Here is a 17,812-nt window from a genome sequence, read left to right as displayed (position 1 = left end):
TTTGAATCAATTACATATTATATAACGGCATATATGCTAACGGTTCATTTAAAGTATTATATATTCATTCGACAAGTACATATAAAGACCTTGCAAGTCATTTTATGAAAATAAAAATACCCCATCTCTTTAAATAAGAGATGGGGTATTTACATTACTTAAATTATTTTACAATGTGAATTGGCATTCCAAGAGCAACTTCCGCTGCTTCCATTGTGATTTCACCTAATGTTGGGTGAGCATGGATTGTTTGAGCGATATCTTCAGCTGTCATTCCAGCTTCGATAGCTAAACCAATCTCAGAGATAATATCAGAAGCACCTGCACCTGCAACTTGTGCACCTACAAGAAGACCATCTTCTTTACGCGTTACAAGTTGTAAGAAACCGTCAGTGCTGTTTAATGATAACGCACGACCGTTTGCAGCGAATGGGAACTTAGATACAGCTACTGTCATTCCTGCTTCTTCAGCTTGTTTCTTAGTGTAACCAACAGATGCTAATTCTGGATCAGTGAAGCATACTGCAGGAATTCCGATGTAATCGATTGCTGATGCATGGCCACTAATTACTTCAACAGCTACTTTACCTTCGTAAGAAGCTTTGTGAGCTAATGGTGGTCCAGGAACGATATCACCGATTGCATAGATGTTTGAAATATTTGTACGGCATTGCTCATCAATTTCGATAATGCCACGGTCAGTCATTTTAATTCCAACTTGCTCAAGACCGATTTCTTGAGTGTTTGGACGACGACCTACAGTTACTAATACGTAATCTGCTTCTACAGTTTGGATTTCACCGTTAACTTCAAAGCTAACTTTTACGCCATTTTCTGTTTCTTCAACGCCTTTAGCCATAGCTTTTGTATGGATATTTACGTTACCTTTTTTCTGTAGAGCACGTTTAACAACAGAGCTCATAGCTTTTTCGAAACCAGCTAAGATTTCGTCGCCAGCTTCTACTACAGTAACTTCTGTACCGAAGTTAGCATATGCAGTACCTAATTCCATACCGATGTAACCGCCGCCGATTACAACAAGTTTTTTAGGAATTTCAGGTAAGCTTAAAGCGCCTGTAGAGTTGATAACACGTTTAGAGTATTTGAATCCTGGAATTTCGATTGGTGTAGAACCAGTTGCAAGAACAGCATTTTTAAACGTATAAGTTTGTGCTGCATCTTCAGTCATTACGCGTAATGTGTTAGCATCTACGAAGTAAGCTTCACCGCGAATGATTTCAACTTTGTTACCTTTAAGAAGGCCTTCAACACCGCCAGTTAATTTCTTAACTACGCCGTTTTTCCATTCTTGAACTTTTGTAAAGTCAACTTTTACGTTCTCTGCAGTGATACCCATGTCATCAGAATGCATTGCATTCTCATAACGATGACCTGCATTGATTAACGCTTTTGAAGGAATACATCCAACGTTTAAGCATACGCCACCAAGGTTAGATTTTTCAATAATCGCTACCTTTTGACCTAATTGTGCTGCACGAATTGCCGCAACGTATCCACCAGGACCTGCACCAACAACGACTGTATCTAATTCAATTGGGAAATCTCCTACTACCATTGTTATTACGCCTCCATTACTAATAATTGTGGGTCATTCAATAGACGTTTAATTTGGTTTAATGCTTTTTGAGCAGTTGCGCCGTCAATTAAACGATGGTCAAAGCTTAGAGATAATGCTAATACTGGAGCTGCAACGATTTCACCGTTTTTCACAACTGGTTTCTCAGCGATACGGCCGATACCAAGGATTGCTACTTCTGGGTGATTGATAACTGGAGTGAACCATTGTCCACCTGCAGAACCAATGTTTGTAATTGTGCAAGAAGCACCTTTCATTTCAGTTGGAGCTAAACGACCATCACGTGCTTTACCAGCAAGTTCATTGATCTCGTTAGAGATAGTAAAGATAGATTTACGATCTGTATCTTTAACAACTGGTACTAATAGACCTTTGTCTGTATCAGCTGCGATACCGATGTTGAAGTAATGTTTATGAACGATTTCTTGAGAAGCATCGTCTAAAGCAGTATTCAACATTGGGAATTCACGTAATGCAGATGTTAAAGCTTTTACAACGTATGGAAGGTAAGTTAATTTAATACCTTTGTCAGCTGCAACAGCTTTGAACTTCTTACGGTGAGCAACAAGTTCTGTTACATCTACTTCATCCATTAATGTTACGTGAGGAGCTGTATGCTTAGAGTTAACCATTGCTTTCGCAATCGCTTTACGGATACCACTCATTTTCTCACGAGTTTCTGGATATTCACCAGCTGGGATTGGTTGTGCTTTTGGTGCTTCTTCTTTCGCTGCTGCTGCTGGAGTAGCTTCTACTGCTGCTGGAGCCTCAGTTGCTGCTACAGTTTGTCCACCATTTGCAAATGCATCGATGTCAGTTTTCACAACACGGCCGTTCTTACCAGAACCAGCTACTTTATGAATGTCTACACCTTTTTCACGAGCATATTTACGAACAGATGGCATAGCGATTACACGCTCATTTACTACTTCTGCAGTTGCTGCTGGAGTAGTTTCCGCTGCTGGAGCTTCTACTGCTGCTTCTTCAGCTTTTGGAGCTTCATCATGATCGTCACCTTTAAATTTAAGGTTTTCGTATCCAGGAGCATCAAATTTAATTAATGTATCTCCTACAATTGCAACTGTTCCTTCTTCTACAAGTACTTCAAGTACTTTACCTTTAACAGGAGAAGGGATTTCTACTACTGCTTTATCATTTTGTACTTCAAGAAGTACATCATCTTCATTTACTTCATCGCCTGGTTTAATAAACCATTTTACGATTTCACCTTCGTGGATACCTTCACCGATATCTGGTAGTTTAAATTCAAATGCCACGGAATTCAGCCCCCTAATTCATTTCATTATTATGGAATATGTACAAAAGAAACCAGCATGTGCTGATTTCTTTTGCACATGAAAAACTAAAAATTAGAAGTTCATTACTTTGTTAACAGCTTCAACAATATCTTTATGGTTTGGTAACCATACGCTCTCAGCTTGAGAGAATGGGAATACTGTATCAGCAGCTGCAACACGTACAACTGGAGCTTCTAAGTTTAAGATTGCACGGTCGTTAATTTCCGCTACAACGTTAGCTGCAATACCAGCTTGTTTTTGAGCTTCTTGAACTACAACTACGCGGCCTGTTTTTTCAACAGAAGCGATGATTGTTTCGATATCTAATGGTTGAACTGTACGTAAGTCAACAACCTCTAAAGAGATACCTTCTTTTTCAAGTTCTTCAGCAGCTTTTAATGCAGCATGAACCATAGCACCATAAGCGATAACAGATACATCTGTACCTTCACGTTTGATGTCAGCTTTGCCTAAATCAATTGTGTAATCACCTTCTGGTACATCTTGACGGAATGAACGGTACAATTTCATATGCTCTAAGTAGATAACTGGATCGTTGTCACGAATCGCAGAGATTAAAAGACCTTTTGCATCGTATGGAGTAGATGGAATAACAACTTTTAGACCAGGTTGTTGTGCCACTAATCCTTCTAAGCTATCAGCATGTAGTTCAGGAGTATGAACACCACCACCGAATGGAGAACGAATTGTTACTGGAGCAGTCCAACGTCCACCAGAACGGTAACGCATACGAGCTAATTGACCAGAAACTGAATCCATTACTTCAAAAATGAAACCGAAGAATTGGATTTCTGGAACTGGACGGAAGCCTTCAAGTGCAAGTCCAACTGCAAGTCCACCAATACCAGACTCTGCAAGTGGAGTATCCATTACACGATCTTCACCGAATTCAGCTTGTAAACCTTCAGTAGCACGGAATACTCCGCCGTTTACACCAACGTCTTCACCAAACACAAGTACGTTAGGATCATTTTTCATTTCAACGCGTAAAGCATCAGTGATTGCTTGAATCATTGTCATTTGAGCCATGGCTTACTTCGACTCCTTTTCTTTGTAAATTTCATATTGTTCAGCTAAGTTGTAAGGCATTTTTTCGTACATGATTTCCATTAAATCAGTAACTTTTTGTTTTGGAGCTTGGTCAGCCTTAGCAATTGCTTGTTTGATATCTTCTTTTGCTTCTTCGATAACTTTCTCTTCAACTTCTTGAGACCATAGGCCTTTGTTTTCTAAGAATGCACGGAAGCGTACGATTGGATCTTTTTGTTCCCATTCGTTTTCGATATCTTTTGTACGGTAACGAGTTGGGTCATCACCAGCCATTGTATGTGGACCATAACGGAATGTTAAAGTCTCGATTAAAGTAGGACCTTCGCCATTTACTGCGCGCTCACGAGCGAAAGCAGTTGCTGCGTATACAGCTAATGGATCCATACCGTCTACTTGAATTCCGTAAATACCTGCTGCTACTGCTTTTTGTGCTACAGTTTTAGCTGCAGATTGCTTTTCTACTGGAGTAGAGATTGCATAACGGTTGTTTTGTACAACGAAGATTGCTGGAGCTTTGAATGCACCCGCAAAGTTCATACCTTCGTAGAAGTCACCTTGTGAAGCACCACCGTCACCAGTGTAAGTAATTGCAACAGATTTTTTACCACGTAATTTCATACCTAACGCAACACCAGCAGTTTGGATGATTTGCGCACCGATAATGATTTGTGGAGCAAGTGCATTTACATTCTCAGGCATTTGGTTACCCATGAAATGTCCACGAGAGAATAGGAATGCTTGGTATAATGGTAGACCGTGCCACACTAATTGTGGAACGTCACGATATCCTGGTAAGATGAAATCTTCTGCTTCAAGTGCGAAATGACTTGCTAATTGAGAAGCCTCTTGTCCAGCAGTTGGTGCGTAGAAACCTAAACGTCCTTGACGGTTTAAAGAAATAGAACGTTGATCTAGTACGCGAGTATACACCATACGGCGCATTAATTCTTTTAATTGATCATCAGATAATTCAGGCATAGCTGCTTCATTCACAACTTCGCCTTTTTCATTTAAAATTTGTAATGTTTCAAATTGAGCTGCGATAGCTTTCATTTGCTCATCAACATTAAATAGGGTCTTTTTTGTTTTAGTACCCATTCCGTTCACCTCTTCCTCTCTTGAACCATATTCTGAAACGCTTTCACTATCTATTAGCTAGACTGAAAGCGCAACAATGTAAACCAACAAATTTGTTTGTCGGTTGAGAATAATTTTGTGTACCTAACAATCTGTACTAATGTTTTTTCAAAAACATATTAATACAATCTTGATCACGTTTTTTAGTTTACAACTATTCTAATTACGATGTCAATTACTTTGAATACGTTTTTTTATAAATAATATGCCGGTTTCCTCTACACAAACGTGTTTTTATTTTTCACATCTGTATTAGTAAGCAATAACCTGCTGTTATATTATTCCCTTTTTAACTTATTTTTTCTCTTAGAATAATATGTAAACGATTTAATTCTCCTTAGTTTTTCTCTCTTCTCAAGAAAATTATACAAACACTTCTTCCTTTTATAGGTAAATACCTATACATTTCTGATCATTCCTCCATACATTATAGTAACCGCAGTATTAGCGGGAAATGATAAAGGAGGTCATCTCATGTACGGATACTCATATTGCTATCCAACAACTTGTTCATATCCTTCCTACGGTTATGGCGGTTCTTGTGGCGGATCTGGAAGCGGCTTCGCCTTAATCGTTGTGTTGTTTATCCTTTTAATTATCGTTGGTGCTGCTTGCATTCGCTAATTAATGTAAAATGAAACAACTATGGAAAGAAACAGACGGCTTTGCCGTCTTTTCTTTTTATTACATAACTTATCTGTAGAAGATTTGTTTCCAAGTAGCTCTTCCTTACTTGCCGATGACTTTTTTTATCTCCTTTGGTAGACTAAAGGAGAAAGGAGAGATTACATATGCTTACAATGAATGAGGTAATTCGTGAAGGAAATCCTATTTTGCGCGACGTCGCAGAAGAGGTCTCCTTACCTGCTAGCGAGGAAGATACAAATACTCTTAAAGAAATGATTGAATTTGTAATAAATAGCCAGGACCCTGAAATGGCTGAAAAATATAATTTACGCCCCGGAATCGGATTAGCGGCTCCGCAAATCGGTATTTCAAAGAAAATGATTGCGGTTCATGTAACTGATACGAACGATACGTTATATAGCTACGCATTATTTAACCCAAAAATCATTAGTCATTCTGTTGAACGTACATATTTACAAAATGGTGAAGGCTGTCTATCTGTAGACCGTGAAGTACCTGGTTATGTCCCTCGTTACACGAGAATTACAGTAAAGGCAACAACGATTAACGGTGAAGACGTAAAACTGCGATTAAAAGGTTTACCAGCAATTGTATTCCAACATGAAATCGACCATTTAAACGGTGTTATGTTCTATGACCATATTAATAAAGACAATCCATTTGTGGCTCCCGATGATTCAAAACCTCTCGAGCGATAATAGTAAAAAGGCGGAAGTTAACCTTCCGCCTTTTTATTATATGAAATGGGTTCCACACTTACTTATAACAAGCCAGCCCACTTTAATCCGTGATAAATACCGTCTTCATTAACATCTTTTGTCACATAATTAGCAAGTTTTTTCAAATCCTCATGACCATTCCCCATCACAATACCCGTTCCTACTGCTTCAATCATTTCTAAATCATTTAATCCGTCCCCAAATGCATATACTTGTTCACGATTAAATCCTATTTTCTCAATAAACTTCTCAATCCCTTTTGCCTTAGAACCACCATTAGGGATAATATCCATTGAATATGCATGCCAGCGTATAAAATGAAAATCTGGATAATGATGAATAAACTTTTCTTCTTCGTTTACTTCACAAAAAAGAAGCGTTTGATAAATATCGCGTTTCTCATAAAAATCAGGTTCATATGCCGGATGCTCGAATTGTAAGCTTCCAAAACCTTCTTTTACATAATCATGATATTCCACTGACGCTCTCATTTCTTGATGGTCAAGATATACAAGTGGATATCCTTCTTGTTTTGCAAACTGAGTAAACTTATGTAGAGCATCAGGATGTAATGGATTATTAAATAATACCTCATCCTCAAATACAACATACTGCCCGTTAAAACTAACATAATTATGTATATTGAGTTCCTCACGAATATCTTCAAACATAAATGGCGCACGCCCTGTCGCAATCGCTACATGCACACCTTTTTCTTGTAAATCTCTTACTGCATCTCTTGTAGATTGCGGAATTTTCTTATCATGATCTAATAATGTTCCATCAATATCAAAAAAGACAATTTTATCATTCATTTGTCAAAATCCTTTCTGGCACTCTATATTCCTATTTTGATTATCACTTTTCAAATTTCAAAAAAAAGTATAACATATTAAACATCTGTGAAGAAAGCGTTCACTTTCTGACCTTATTTATGAAATGTGCATATACTATTAGTGAAAAAATGTGGATACTTGTTCGGATGAATTTTCTTTTCTATTCTTCCTCATACTATATCTATAACTAACGGCTACTAATCGTTACTACAAGATAACTTACACTATACTAAAAAGAACAAGATTCACTATTCACTTCTAATCTTCTTTCTTGTATGGGAGACAGAGTTATCATTAGTAATATGCATGTTTTAAATAAGGAAAGGAAGGAGTAATCATGCTGAAGAAGCTGAAGAAAAAGCTCAAGCGTTATTTAAACGATTTAGTCCGTAAGAAGACAATCGCTTAAATTGTGCCCATTTCGGGCTTTTTCTTCATTCTCATTCGAAAAAACATGAAAATCGTGACTGTTTGCTTTATAATAAGTAACAGATAATGCAAAACATAGACAAGGAGAGGTTTTCCAAATGATTTTTAAAGTATTTTATCAAGAAAAATTAACTGAGGTCCCAGTACGTGAAAATACAAAAGTTTTATATTTAGAGGCTACGTCTCAAAAGGATGTTCGTAAAAAATTAAATAAGTTCGCATATAATATCGAGTTCGTTCAGTCTGTTACTGGTGCTCATCTTGAATATGAAAAACAAAACGCTGATTTAATATTAGCGGAGATCGTATAGTCATATGAAATTCCTAAAAAATGATCAAGCTGCCGTTTTTGCCCTCGGTGGTCTTGGTGAAATCGGTAAAAATACATATGCTGTTCAATTTCAAGATGAAATTATTATAATTGATGCTGGAATTAAATTTCCAGAAGACGAACTCCTCGGGATCGATTATGTAATACCAGATTACACTTATTTTGTGCGAAACGAAGATAAAATTAAAGGATTATTCATTACACATGGTCACGAAGATCATATCGGTGGAATTCCTTATCTATTACGTCAAGTAAACATTCCAATTTACGGCGGAAAATTAGCAATTGCCCTAATAAAAAACAAATTAGAAGAGCACGGATTACTTCGTAAAGCAAAACTTTATGAAATTCAAGAAGATGATGTTATTAAATTTAAAAAGACATCTGTTTCCTTCTTCCGTACAACTCACAGTATTCCGGATTCATACGGAGTTGTTGTGAAAACACCTCAAGGACAAGTCGTTCATACAGGTGATTTCAAATTTGATTTTACACCAGTAGGTGAGCCAGCAGATTTAACAAAAATGGCCGAAATCGGAAAAGACGGTGTACTTTGTCTCTTATCTGATAGTACAAACAGTGAAGTGCCAAACTTTACGATGTCTGAGCGCCGCGTTGGTGATAGTATTCAAGATATATTCCGCAAAGTAGACGGTCGTATTATATTCGCAACCTTTGCATCGAATATCCATCGCTTACAACAAGTTGTTGAGGCTGCTGTTGAAAACAATCGTAAAGTAGCTGTATTCGGTCGAAGTATGGAAGCGGCTATTGAAATCGGACAAAACCTTGGTTATATCCGGTGTCCAAAGGATACATTCATAGACACAGCTCAGCTAAACCGCCTACCAGCTAATAAAGTTGTTATGTTATGTACAGGTAGTCAAGGGGAGCCGATGGCAGCACTTTCACGTATTGCCAATGGTACACATCGTCAAATTCAAATTATCCCTGGCGATACAGTTGTTTTCTCTTCTTCACCAATCCCAGGCAATACAATTAGTGTAAGTCGTACAATTAACATGTTGTACCGCGCTGGTGCTGATGTAATCCATGGTAAACTCTCAAATATTCATACGAGTGGACACGGTGGACAAGAAGAACAAAAGTTAATGCTACGTCTTATTAAGCCCAAATATTTCATGCCAATTCATGGTGAATATCGTATGCAACGTATGCATATGAAATTAGCGAATGATTGTGGTATTCCAGAAGAAAATTGTTTCATTATGGATAATGGAGATGTTCTTGCTTTACGTTCTGATGAAGCAAGCGTAGCTGGGAAAATCCCATCTGGCTCTGTCTATATCGATGGAAATGGTATTGGAGATATCGGTAATATCGTATTACGTGATCGTCGCATTCTTTCTGAAGAAGGACTTGTTATTGTAGTTGTAAGCATTGATATGAAAGAATTTAAAGTTGCAGCAGGACCTGATATCATCTCGCGTGGTTTCGTTTATATGCGTGAAAGCAGCGATTTAATCAACGATGCTCAAACATTAATTACAACACATTTAGAAAAAGTAATGGAGCGAAAAACAACACAATGGTCTGAAATTAAAAATGAGATTACAGACACATTAGCACCATTCCTATACGAAAAAACGAAACGTCGTCCAATGATTTTACCAATCATTATGGAAATATAAGAAAAAGGACAATGCCTCCTCGGCATTGTCCTTTTCTCTTATCTTAAAAAATGCTTAAAACGATCTACTTCATCGTCATGACCAATTACAATTAATATATCTCCCGCCTGAACGTTTTCTGTAGCTCGAGGAGATACGATAACTTCTTTCCCACGTTTAATTGCTACAATGTTCAAACCAAACTTCGCACGAATATCTAATTCAATTAAAGAGTGCCCATCAATTTTTTTATTTGCGATAATCTCTACAATACTATGCTCATCTGAAAGCTCTAGGTAATCTAACACATTACTTGATGCGATATTATTAGCAATCCTTTTTCCCATATCTCGTTCTGGATGCACAATATGATCTGCCCCTATTTTACTTAACACTTTTTCATGATAGTCATTTTGAGCTTTTACAGTAATATTTTTCACACCTAATTCTTTCAAAATTAACGTTGTTAAAATACTTGAATTCAAATTATCTCCAATAGCAACGACTACATGATCAAAATTACGAATACCAAGACTTTTTAATACCATCTCATCTGTTGAATCTGCAATTACAGCATGCGAAGCTATATTTGCAAACTCATTAATTTTATCCTCATCTGAGTCAATTGCCATTACTTCCATACCTAATTGAGCTAATTCACGGCAAATACTTCCACCAAAACGGCCAAGCCCAATAACAGCAAATTCTTTCTCTTTTTCGCCCACAGGAATTCCTCCAATAACATCAAATACTATGTACTTTTATTGTAACATACTTTAAATTCGCTACAAAAACCTGTATATACTTCTTATTTTTGTTTTTGCATATAAAAATACTGTTGTAAATAAAACGCGATACCGAAAATTAACATACCAAATACAAATATATTTCCAAATGAACTAAATGTTTCAAAAACGAACAATAGCGTTTCTTGTCCGAAAAAAGCAAATAAAAGTTGTGTAAATGCGAATAACAGTGCCAATATGTAATGATGTTGATGAAATAAATAATGTGTTGCGCCTAAAAAAGCTACAAGCGAAACAATGAAGATCCACCAAGTTTCTAAAAACAATTGCCAATTAGTAAATTGATATCCATTTACTAATATCGCAATAATTCCTATAACTGCCATCGTCGGCACACTCCATAATAATGCACGCCCTCTAAAGAAGTGCGCACCTTTTGCATCTCCTTTTTCATTTGCGATGTATGTTAGCACGACAGTACTTATATACAAAACAGAGAGGATTGTTAAAACAATGATAAGCCAAAAATGTAATTGATAATATTCATGTTCTATATTCGTCACAATTGCAGCTAACATACATGGAATAAACATCCCTGTCCAACCATCTATTTTTCTTTCGTTCCAAAACACCGTATTACCAATCCGAATTCCTAATAGCATAAAAATAATGATACCTAGTACAAATAACGTAGTCTTATTCCCTACTAAACTCGTTGAGAAAGCAATTAATCCAATAAATAAAAAAAGAACAAATCCATTCATAATTTCTAGTACAGGTGACAAATATCTTTTCACCCATTTGTATGTTTCTTCATATTCACTATTATTTGCTAAACGATAGGCGTAAAAACTTATCCCAAAATAAACCGCCGCAATAATAACATATGCATATAAGACGAAACATAAAATCGCACTGCTAATTTGCACGTAATTCCCCACCCTTTTTTCTATGTATCACATTGATTTTACACACTTTTCATACTAAAAGTAAACATATATAGGGTAGTTAAATAATTATCTTCCCTATTAGCAATAATTAATAATGAGCAGTGGCTAAAAACCCCCTGCTCATTATTAAGACGTCAAATTTAACTTTACTCATTTGTATGAAGATGTCTAACACTAACGAATACGAAAGATGTTTTCGTCTCTGAACTAAGAAGTCCCCACTCTAAACTATTGCACAATTAGCGAGTAAGTTCACTTTCTATTTCCCTTCCACTTCACATATTGATTTAAAAATACAATTGCTTTCTCAATAACCTCTTCGTCTGGTTTTAATTTCGCATGATGTAAACCATATTCTGAATTTACTCCAAGCCAAAACATAAATCCAGGTATCTCTCGAAGCATATAACCAAAGTCTTCACCTGTCATTGCCTCCGTACACGTAATTACGTCCATAGTCGTTTGTTCACGTGTAAATTGCATAAACTCTCTCGTTAGCTCCTCATGGTTATACACTTGATGATACATCGCTCCGTAGTCAATAACAGCTTCACATTGAAAAGAAGCTTCTATTCCCGCAACAATTGCCTCAATTCGGCTTTTAACACGTTTCATTGATTCCACTGATAGCGTTCGAATTGTTCCTTCTAAACGAGATTTTTCTGCGATAATGTTTTGAACTGTACCACCTGTAATTTTCCCAATTGTAATTACCGCACTGTCAAGAGGGTTCACATTACGACTAATAACTGATTGAAGTTGTGTAACGAGATGACTCGCTGCAACAATCATATCATTTGCTGTATGCGGATATGCAGCATGTCCACCTTTTCCTTTTAAATCAACGTATAGCTCTGATGTATTCGCAAATAATAAACCTTCTTTTGTCGCAATTGTTCCCACAGAGTATTCAGGCGCAATATGAAGTCCAAGAATCATATTAGGCTTCCATTCTTTTAACTCATCGCTTTCTAACATAGGAAGTGCACCACCTGGACCTTCTTCAGCTGGTTGGAATATAAACACAAGATCATCATCTATTCTTTCGCTTACAGCCGCTGTTAGAAGTCCTAAACCGATTGTTGCATGCAAATCATGTCCACATGCATGCATCATTCCTTCATGGACAGAAGAGAATTCATATCCAGTTTCCTCTGTAATTGGTAGACCGTCTATATCTGCACGATAACCTATTATTTTTTCTGGATTTTTTCCATTTACTTTAACAATTACACCTGTTTTCCATGTTTTCACTTCCAAATATTCATTAGGAAGCGTTCCTATATAATCTAAAATATACTGTTGTGTTTTCCACTCTTTAAATCCGATCTCCGGAATTTTATGTAAATCTCTACGAACTTGGACAAATTTGCTTACTGTCATTTTTGCACCTCTATCTATAAAAAGCGTAAGAGCACATTCATGCTCTTACGCTTTTTATTTTTTATTTCTCTGGGTTTAATTGACGAAGCTCTTGTTTAATTTCAGTTTTTGCTTTTGTCTTCTCATCAATTTCTTTAATTACACGTGCCGGAGTTCCCGCAACAACTGTATATGGAGGCACATCTTCTGTTACAACAGCTCCTGCTGCTACAACTGCACCTTTACCTACTGTAACGCCTTCTAGAACAACTACATTTGCACCAATTACAACATCATCTTCAACGATAACTGGTTTTGCAGAAGGTGGCTCAATAACACCGGCAAGTACAGCACCTGCACCTACGTGACAGTTCTTACCAACTGTTGCACGTCCACCAAGCACTGCGTTCATGTCGATCATAGTACCTTCACCAATTACAGCACCAATGTTAATTGTTGCATTCATCATGATAACAGCGTTGTCACCAATTTCTACATGGTCACGAATAATCGCGCCTGGCTCAATACGAGCTTTAATACCTTTTAAATCAAGCATTGGAATTGCAGAATTACGACGGTCATTCTCAACTACATAGTCAACAATGTGCTTGTTATTTTCATCAAGAATTGTCTTAATTTCAGACCATTCTCCGAATAATACACCAGATTTTTTATTTACAAATGCTTGTACTGTTTCAGGGAATGTTACCTCTTTTAAATCCCCTTTTATGTATACCTTTACAGGAGTTTTCTTTTCACTGTTTTGAATAAACGAAATAATTTCGTTAGCGTCCATCATTTTCATTCTTGTTGCCTCCTAAATCCATTTATAATGTTACTCTACCAAACGATAGAGCGAGTAGCAAGACAATAATCTTATTTTTCCATTTGAATTTCTTCTATAATTTCTAAAAATGCTTGTACTTGCTTCAACTGCCTTGCCGAGTCACTCGTCAATAACCATGTTTCTCTCGTTAATTGAACAGGTGTTTTATACATATTTTCCTGCACTTCTTTTAAAACAGTCGAAGGTAAAAGAGCATAACCTATTCCATTTAAAACAAGCTGTTTGCACGTTTCAATTTGGTCAACTACAATCGTTCGCTTAGGTGGATTTGAAAATAATCCATACCACCAATTTTGTATTTGTCCATAGTAGGTCGAATCACTTTTAAATTGAATAAATGGTCTATTTGTCTCTTTTAACATCGAAATATCTTTTATTTCTTTATCAACTAAATATAATTCATCTTCAAATAATTGTTGTTTCTGCCCTTTGTATTCTTGTGATCCTCTCAGTATAGCAACATGAACGTCTCCTTCATAAAATTGCTTTTGCACTTCACTACTCCAGCCAGTAAACAGAGATATCTTCACAGAAGGATACTTATGCACAAACTTTTTCAAAACAGGTGGAAGCCAATATTGCCCAATGACTGATGCAACAGCTATTTTTAACGTACCGTATGTTTCGGTTCTAAAAAGAGCCAGTTCACTTTTAATACCCTCTTCCCGTTGTAACATTTCTTTTGCATAATTTGCAACTTTTTCCCCTTCAGGTGTAATTGTTAATCCTTTTTGTGAACGAATAAAAAATTTCATTCCCCATTGTTTCTCCATAGATTGTAATCGTTGACTAAGCGCAGGTTGGGAAACAAATAAACGTTCCGCCGCTTTTCTCATATTTGATTCCTGAGCTAACACAACCATCATTTGAAAATCATCAATTTGCAACTTTCTCCCTCTTTCCTTAGCTTCCATACACCTAATTTTAATAAGTATTTCATCCTTAATTTAATTGCATACTTTTATACATTAGAACGGTTTGTTAGTTCAAACTTTTCTTATGCTTTATGTCTTTTTAAATATAATACATACACAACTGATATGCACGAAAAAAAGTGACTTCGCCTTTTCTGTGAAGTCACTTTCCCTACGTTATCGATTATGCTGTCTCACTTTTTTATTCAACAATTTTAAAATAGCCCGCCGTGTTAAAATACCCTCGAAGTAACCTTCTTCATTGACAGCGCAAATAAAAGGATGATCAATTGTCATTTCTAAAGCTTTTGCAAAAGAATCTTCTAACGTAAGAACTGGAATCTCTTCCTTCATCACTTGTTCCACTTTCATATTCTCAAGTCTTTCAAACTCAATGCGCTCTAATCCTAAAATACCATCTAAAATCATAGCAGTACTAATTAACCCATGTAGTTTATACATAGGGTCTAAAACAGGAATCGCCGAATATCCAGATTTCACAAGAACGAGTAAAGCATGTTCTAGACCATTCCCTATTTGTACATGTGCTACTTTATCTGATGAAATCATTAAATCCTTCACAAGAATTTGTTGAAACTCGTCTTTCGGAATACTAATCATGTTACATCCCCCATTTTCCCTTTTTCCTGCTAATATTCTCCGATCCTATTCACATTTTATGATAGCGTTTTCATATTATTATTTTGTCCTGACATTCTTCTAATAAAAATAAAAATACATAACTATTTTAGCATATAACATAAAAAAAAGACTACCATTCCGGTAGTGCTTAATACCCTTTATTTTTTAATCGGTAAAACAATCTTGTGATTTTTTTATATTGCGTCACATCTGTCTGTTTTAAACCATTCTCAATGTCTGTAAGCTCCACCGCTAAAATTTCGCTCGCGTAATTTTGCTGAAACAGAATATCCAACAATAAATTTTCTTCTTCTCTTGTTAAAACAAATTCCTTTTCCATATGCTCCTCTCCTTGCACTCGCATCATCACTCTCATTATATAAATTTTTCAGTCTATTTAACAGATGTAATATTCAGTTTTTGTTAGAAATACTTAACGACTGCGAATATATAGACATCATTTCACATTATTTCGTATATCTGTTTGCATAACTAAATGCCGCATAAGCATCTGGTTTAATTTTTGCTGTTAATCCCATTGCTTGAATTTTCATCGTCATATCTAAAATAAATTCTTTTGTTAAACCATCATTCCCGATATCTAAATGAATTTCCATTATGAATCCTGCTCCATCTTGAGCGTATGGGTGCAATAAATCCCATATCGCTTGTATATGATTGGGAGTAAATAGATAGGCGATTTCTTGACTAAACTGTGTTTCTAAATATATTTTCTCTCGCAACGTTGCTGGTTTATTTTTCACTGATTTATGATGCAAACATCCCCATGCTCCTTTTCCAACACGATGAATATGTATCGCTGTAATAAACCTCGTATCCTTTTGATGCGCTTGTGAGTCTGTCCCAATAGATAATCGATATAAATTTCGCGGATCCTTTTCAATGAAACTACAAATACGGTTAAATACCATATCAAAATTCAAATGTCTCTCTGAAACATTATAAAATGTATGCTCACCGTCCACATAGTCACGTCCTTTCAATTAGACAGACTTTTCGTATTCTCATTGTATGGGACAAAAACAAAAATTATAACTTACTACCCTTTATTCGTTTCAATATTTCGAATTACATAATTACAAAATCTACATGTATATATTACATTTTGATTAGACTGGGCGGTTAATACGTGATTAATTTCAGCATGACTGTGACAATTAGGACAAATAACAATCGGTAAGCGTTCCATCCTTTGCACCTCCTATTAATATTTACTATCATTGTAGGAAAAATAAAAAATTCCTATACATATACATTTGTAAAAACTCTTTTATTTAATCGCGACTTAAATTACAACTTCTACTACCTATATAGCCCATTAATTAATATAACTAAAAAAGGTACCGCCATTTGGCAGTACCTTTTTTATATGTATCAAGAAATGATATCGTAAATCTCAATTGCAACCATATCGATGTTATCGAATTGATACACTTGAGGTTTTTCACCTTGTTGATACACTTCTAACTCATACATTTCACTTTTATCGAAAAATTTCACGCTACATTTGCGCTCACCGTTCACTTCAAAATAGCGTTGTGCTACTTCACCGCTTTCAGCTTGTTCTTGTAGACTAACAAGTCGAGTTAAAATTCCTTGGAGTAGAGACATGAAATCTCTCCTTTCTCTGATCTTCCTACCAATAGGTTTTACAGCTATACTCATTCTATCCGTCATAACAGAAAAAACGTTCCACAATCTAGGATAAAGGTTCTTGGCCAGAAACTCAACTAAAATTTGTCGAAATAAGAAGTAAAAAGATGAAAGATCATCTTTTTACTTCTTTATTGCGCTTTTTATACTGGCAGAATATAATAAACAACAGAAAAAGGGAGGAATTACAATGAAAAAAATTGAGGTTTATACACAACCTGATTGTCCGCCTTGTACCATTGTAAAAGAATTTTTAAAACATAATAACGTTGTATATGAAGAATTTGACATAAAAAAAGACGCTGCTGCACGCAATCGTCTTTTATATGACTATGAATCCTATTCAACTCCAACAGTTGTAATTGACGAAGAAGTTGTGGCAGGTTTTCAAATTGAAAAATTGCAACAGCTACTCGGTATAGAATAGGAATAGGCAACACCTATTCCTATTCTCATAATTGTTGTAACCTTTTTATTTCAGTCAATAGTTCCTGACTTTCATGATACCCTGCTAATTTCCATTTTCCATTATCCTTTTGCAATGTCACAATTTGATATTGTCCACTCTTTGTCCGCTCATAGACATATAAATTTTTATGTTCTTCATCATAAGACATTTTTGTTTCTGAATTAAAAGAAAACGGAGCTTCTTTTGCTGGAAGTAAATATTCACCACTTTGTTTTTCATTTCTACTGTTTTCATCTGTAAAAACTTGAAGGAAATTATTTGTAAAATATGGTGATAACGTCTCTATCATCTTATTCATAGGTATTTGCTTCCCGCGGATTGAAAATTGCGTCTCATAACCTTTTTGTATCGTTGTAAACACTTCTTTCCGATCCACTTTCACTTCTTCTTTTCCTAAAACAGTTGTGACACTATAGCCAACTAGAAAGGCAACACATATAAATAGAACAAACCATATTCCATATTTCTTCATTTTTTCACCTTCCTTTTAAAAGAGCTTGTCTTTGTAGTA

The 17,812-nt window shown here is 35.9% G+C and carries 21 protein-coding genes; 5 read left to right on the top strand and 16 right to left on the bottom strand.

What is annotated here, in order from left to right; genetic code table 11:
• Window positions 1-163: 163 nt before the first annotated feature.
• The 4 genes from lpdA to pdhA all read right to left on the bottom strand — a co-directional run bounded on the left by lpdA (window position 164) and on the right by pdhA (window position 5,064).
• A complete protein-coding gene (gene lpdA / locus AC0IXC_RS11995) occupies window positions 164-1,576 on the bottom strand; it encodes a dihydrolipoyl dehydrogenase (protein WP_471652920.1) in 1,413 nt (470 codons plus the stop codon).
• A gap of 5 nt (window positions 1,577-1,581) precedes the next feature.
• Complete coding sequence (gene pdhC, locus AC0IXC_RS11990; RefSeq protein WP_002033838.1) at window positions 1,582-2,874, bottom strand: pyruvate dehydrogenase complex dihydrolipoyllysine-residue acetyltransferase; 1,293 nt, start codon at window positions 2,872-2,874, stop codon at window positions 1,582-1,584.
• A gap of 93 nt (window positions 2,875-2,967) precedes the next feature.
• On the bottom strand, window positions 2,968-3,945 hold the full coding sequence (pdhB, locus tag AC0IXC_RS11985; protein WP_002033837.1) for a pyruvate dehydrogenase complex E1 component subunit beta: 978 nt from the start codon (window positions 3,943-3,945) through the stop codon (window positions 2,968-2,970).
• Between the two features lie 3 nt (window positions 3,946-3,948).
• Window positions 3,949-5,064, bottom strand: a complete 1,116-nt coding sequence (gene pdhA, locus AC0IXC_RS11980) for a pyruvate dehydrogenase E1 component subunit alpha (RefSeq protein WP_000536893.1) — start codon at window positions 5,062-5,064, stop codon at window positions 3,949-3,951.
• 513 nt (window positions 5,065-5,577) lie between these two features.
• On the opposite strand from pdhA, the gene AC0IXC_RS11975 reads away from it, so the two are divergent.
• Complete coding sequence (locus AC0IXC_RS11975; protein ID WP_002014847.1) at window positions 5,578-5,727, top strand: YjcZ family sporulation protein; 150 nt, start codon at window positions 5,578-5,580, stop codon at window positions 5,725-5,727.
• A 167-nt stretch (window positions 5,728-5,894) separates the two neighbouring features.
• Window positions 5,895-6,449: a peptide deformylase gene (def, locus tag AC0IXC_RS11970; protein WP_002014846.1), complete on the top strand. Its 555-nt coding sequence runs from the start codon at window positions 5,895-5,897 to the stop codon at window positions 6,447-6,449.
• A gap of 62 nt (window positions 6,450-6,511) precedes the next feature.
• Here def and AC0IXC_RS11965 read toward each other — a convergent pair whose 3' ends face one another.
• A complete protein-coding gene (locus AC0IXC_RS11965) occupies window positions 6,512-7,285 on the bottom strand; it encodes a Cof-type HAD-IIB family hydrolase (RefSeq protein ID WP_002014845.1) in 774 nt (257 codons plus the stop codon).
• A 548-nt stretch (window positions 7,286-7,833) separates the two neighbouring features.
• Here AC0IXC_RS11965 and AC0IXC_RS11960 point away from each other — a divergent pair.
• Both AC0IXC_RS11960 and rnjA read left to right on the top strand, forming a co-directional pair.
• Window positions 7,834-8,046 (top strand): DNA-dependent RNA polymerase subunit epsilon, encoded by a 213-nt coding sequence (locus AC0IXC_RS11960; RefSeq protein ID WP_000576436.1) that lies wholly within the window; start codon window positions 7,834-7,836, stop codon window positions 8,044-8,046.
• A 4-nt stretch (window positions 8,047-8,050) separates the two neighbouring features.
• Window positions 8,051-9,718: a ribonuclease J1 gene (gene rnjA, locus AC0IXC_RS11955; RefSeq protein WP_002033834.1), complete on the top strand. Its 1,668-nt coding sequence runs from the start codon at window positions 8,051-8,053 to the stop codon at window positions 9,716-9,718.
• Between the two features lie 38 nt (window positions 9,719-9,756).
• Here rnjA and AC0IXC_RS11950 read toward each other — a convergent pair whose 3' ends face one another.
• The 10 genes from AC0IXC_RS11950 to AC0IXC_RS11905 all read right to left on the bottom strand — a co-directional run bounded on the left by AC0IXC_RS11950 (window position 9,757) and on the right by AC0IXC_RS11905 (window position 16,790).
• A complete protein-coding gene (locus tag AC0IXC_RS11950; protein ID WP_000504033.1) occupies window positions 9,757-10,422 on the bottom strand; it encodes a potassium channel family protein in 666 nt (221 codons plus the stop codon).
• Between the two features lie 83 nt (window positions 10,423-10,505).
• Complete coding sequence (locus AC0IXC_RS11945; protein WP_002014843.1) at window positions 10,506-11,372, bottom strand: hypothetical protein; 867 nt, start codon at window positions 11,370-11,372, stop codon at window positions 10,506-10,508.
• A 273-nt stretch (window positions 11,373-11,645) separates the two neighbouring features.
• Window positions 11,646-12,776, bottom strand: a complete 1,131-nt coding sequence (locus AC0IXC_RS11940) for an N-acetyldiaminopimelate deacetylase (protein ID WP_002033831.1) — start codon at window positions 12,774-12,776, stop codon at window positions 11,646-11,648.
• 61 nt (window positions 12,777-12,837) lie between these two features.
• Entirely contained in the window at window positions 12,838-13,560 is a 723-nt protein-coding gene (gene dapD / locus AC0IXC_RS11935; protein ID WP_002014841.1) for a 2,3,4,5-tetrahydropyridine-2,6-dicarboxylate N-acetyltransferase, read from the bottom strand.
• 71 nt (window positions 13,561-13,631) lie between these two features.
• On the bottom strand, window positions 13,632-14,516 hold the full coding sequence (locus tag AC0IXC_RS11930) for a LysR family transcriptional regulator (protein WP_002014840.1): 885 nt from the start codon (window positions 14,514-14,516) through the stop codon (window positions 13,632-13,634).
• 177 nt (window positions 14,517-14,693) lie between these two features.
• On the bottom strand, window positions 14,694-15,137 hold the full coding sequence (gene cbpB / locus AC0IXC_RS11925; RefSeq protein ID WP_002014839.1) for a cyclic-di-AMP-binding protein CbpB: 444 nt from the start codon (window positions 15,135-15,137) through the stop codon (window positions 14,694-14,696).
• Window positions 15,138-15,306: 169 nt separating this feature from the next.
• Entirely contained in the window at window positions 15,307-15,498 is a 192-nt protein-coding gene (gene abbA / locus AC0IXC_RS11920; protein WP_002145987.1) for an antirepressor AbbA, read from the bottom strand.
• A gap of 127 nt (window positions 15,499-15,625) precedes the next feature.
• Window positions 15,626-16,144: a ribonuclease H-like YkuK family protein gene (locus AC0IXC_RS11915; protein WP_002033829.1), complete on the bottom strand. Its 519-nt coding sequence runs from the start codon at window positions 16,142-16,144 to the stop codon at window positions 15,626-15,628.
• Window positions 16,145-16,218: 74 nt separating this feature from the next.
• A complete protein-coding gene (locus AC0IXC_RS11910) occupies window positions 16,219-16,368 on the bottom strand; it encodes a hypothetical protein (RefSeq protein ID WP_002033828.1) in 150 nt (49 codons plus the stop codon).
• Window positions 16,369-16,553: 185 nt separating this feature from the next.
• Window positions 16,554-16,790: a YkuJ family protein gene (locus AC0IXC_RS11905; protein ID WP_000055151.1), complete on the bottom strand. Its 237-nt coding sequence runs from the start codon at window positions 16,788-16,790 to the stop codon at window positions 16,554-16,556.
• 232 nt (window positions 16,791-17,022) lie between these two features.
• On the opposite strand from AC0IXC_RS11905, the gene AC0IXC_RS11900 reads away from it, so the two are divergent.
• Window positions 17,023-17,259 carry a glutaredoxin domain-containing protein gene (locus AC0IXC_RS11900; RefSeq protein WP_002014835.1) on the top strand — a complete coding sequence of 79 codons (237 nt, stop codon included), beginning with the start codon at window positions 17,023-17,025 and terminating at the stop codon, window positions 17,257-17,259.
• 25 nt (window positions 17,260-17,284) lie between these two features.
• Here the strand turns inward: AC0IXC_RS11900 and AC0IXC_RS11895 are convergent, their stop codons facing one another.
• A complete protein-coding gene (locus AC0IXC_RS11895) occupies window positions 17,285-17,773 on the bottom strand; it encodes a DUF3993 domain-containing protein (protein WP_002014834.1) in 489 nt (162 codons plus the stop codon).
• Window positions 17,774-17,812: the final 39 nt, after the last annotated feature.

This window comes from Bacillus sp. AC266, from assembly GCF_979253805.1.
The sequence above is the reverse complement of the archived record's forward strand: the minus strand, read 5'-3'. Positions and strand labels throughout refer to the sequence as shown.

Excerpts from the sequence above, each read along its gene's own strand:
- abbA (WP_002145987.1), bottom strand. The coding sequence starts at position 15,498 with ATGGAAAAGGAATTTGTTTTAACAAGAGAAGAAGAAAATTTATTGTTG.
- AC0IXC_RS11895 (WP_002014834.1), bottom strand. The coding sequence starts at position 17,773 with ATGAAGAAATATGGAATATGGTTTGTTCTATTTATATGTGTTGCCTTT.
- pdhB (WP_002033837.1), bottom strand. The coding sequence starts at position 3,945 with ATGGCTCAAATGACAATGATTCAAGCAATCACTGATGCTTTACGCGTT.
- pdhA (WP_000536893.1), bottom strand. The coding sequence starts at position 5,064 with ATGGGTACTAAAACAAAAAAGACCCTATTTAATGTTGATGAGCAAATG.
- AC0IXC_RS11930 (WP_002014840.1), bottom strand. The coding sequence starts at position 14,516 with ATGGAAGCTAAGGAAAGAGGGAGAAAGTTGCAAATTGATGATTTTCAA.
- rnjA (WP_002033834.1), top strand. The coding sequence starts at position 8,051 with ATGAAATTCCTAAAAAATGATCAAGCTGCCGTTTTTGCCCTCGGTGGT.
- dapD (WP_002014841.1), bottom strand. The coding sequence starts at position 13,560 with ATGAAAATGATGGACGCTAACGAAATTATTTCGTTTATTCAAAACAGT.
- AC0IXC_RS11910 (WP_002033828.1), bottom strand. The coding sequence starts at position 16,368 with ATGGAACGCTTACCGATTGTTATTTGTCCTAATTGTCACAGTCATGCT.
- AC0IXC_RS11965 (WP_002014845.1), bottom strand. The coding sequence starts at position 7,285 with ATGAATGATAAAATTGTCTTTTTTGATATTGATGGAACATTATTAGAT.
- AC0IXC_RS11975 (WP_002014847.1), top strand. The coding sequence starts at position 5,578 with ATGTACGGATACTCATATTGCTATCCAACAACTTGTTCATATCCTTCC.
- AC0IXC_RS11900 (WP_002014835.1), top strand. The coding sequence starts at position 17,023 with ATGAAAAAAATTGAGGTTTATACACAACCTGATTGTCCGCCTTGTACC.
- cbpB (WP_002014839.1), bottom strand. The coding sequence starts at position 15,137 with ATGATTAGTATTCCGAAAGACGAGTTTCAACAAATTCTTGTGAAGGAT.
- def (WP_002014846.1), top strand. The coding sequence starts at position 5,895 with ATGCTTACAATGAATGAGGTAATTCGTGAAGGAAATCCTATTTTGCGC.
- AC0IXC_RS11960 (WP_000576436.1), top strand. The coding sequence starts at position 7,834 with ATGATTTTTAAAGTATTTTATCAAGAAAAATTAACTGAGGTCCCAGTA.
- AC0IXC_RS11905 (WP_000055151.1), bottom strand. The coding sequence starts at position 16,790 with ATGTCTCTACTCCAAGGAATTTTAACTCGACTTGTTAGTCTACAAGAA.
- lpdA (WP_471652920.1), bottom strand. The coding sequence starts at position 1,576 with ATGGTAGTAGGAGATTTCCCAATTGAATTAGATACAGTCGTTGTTGGT.
- AC0IXC_RS11940 (WP_002033831.1), bottom strand. The coding sequence starts at position 12,776 with ATGACAGTAAGCAAATTTGTCCAAGTTCGTAGAGATTTACATAAAATT.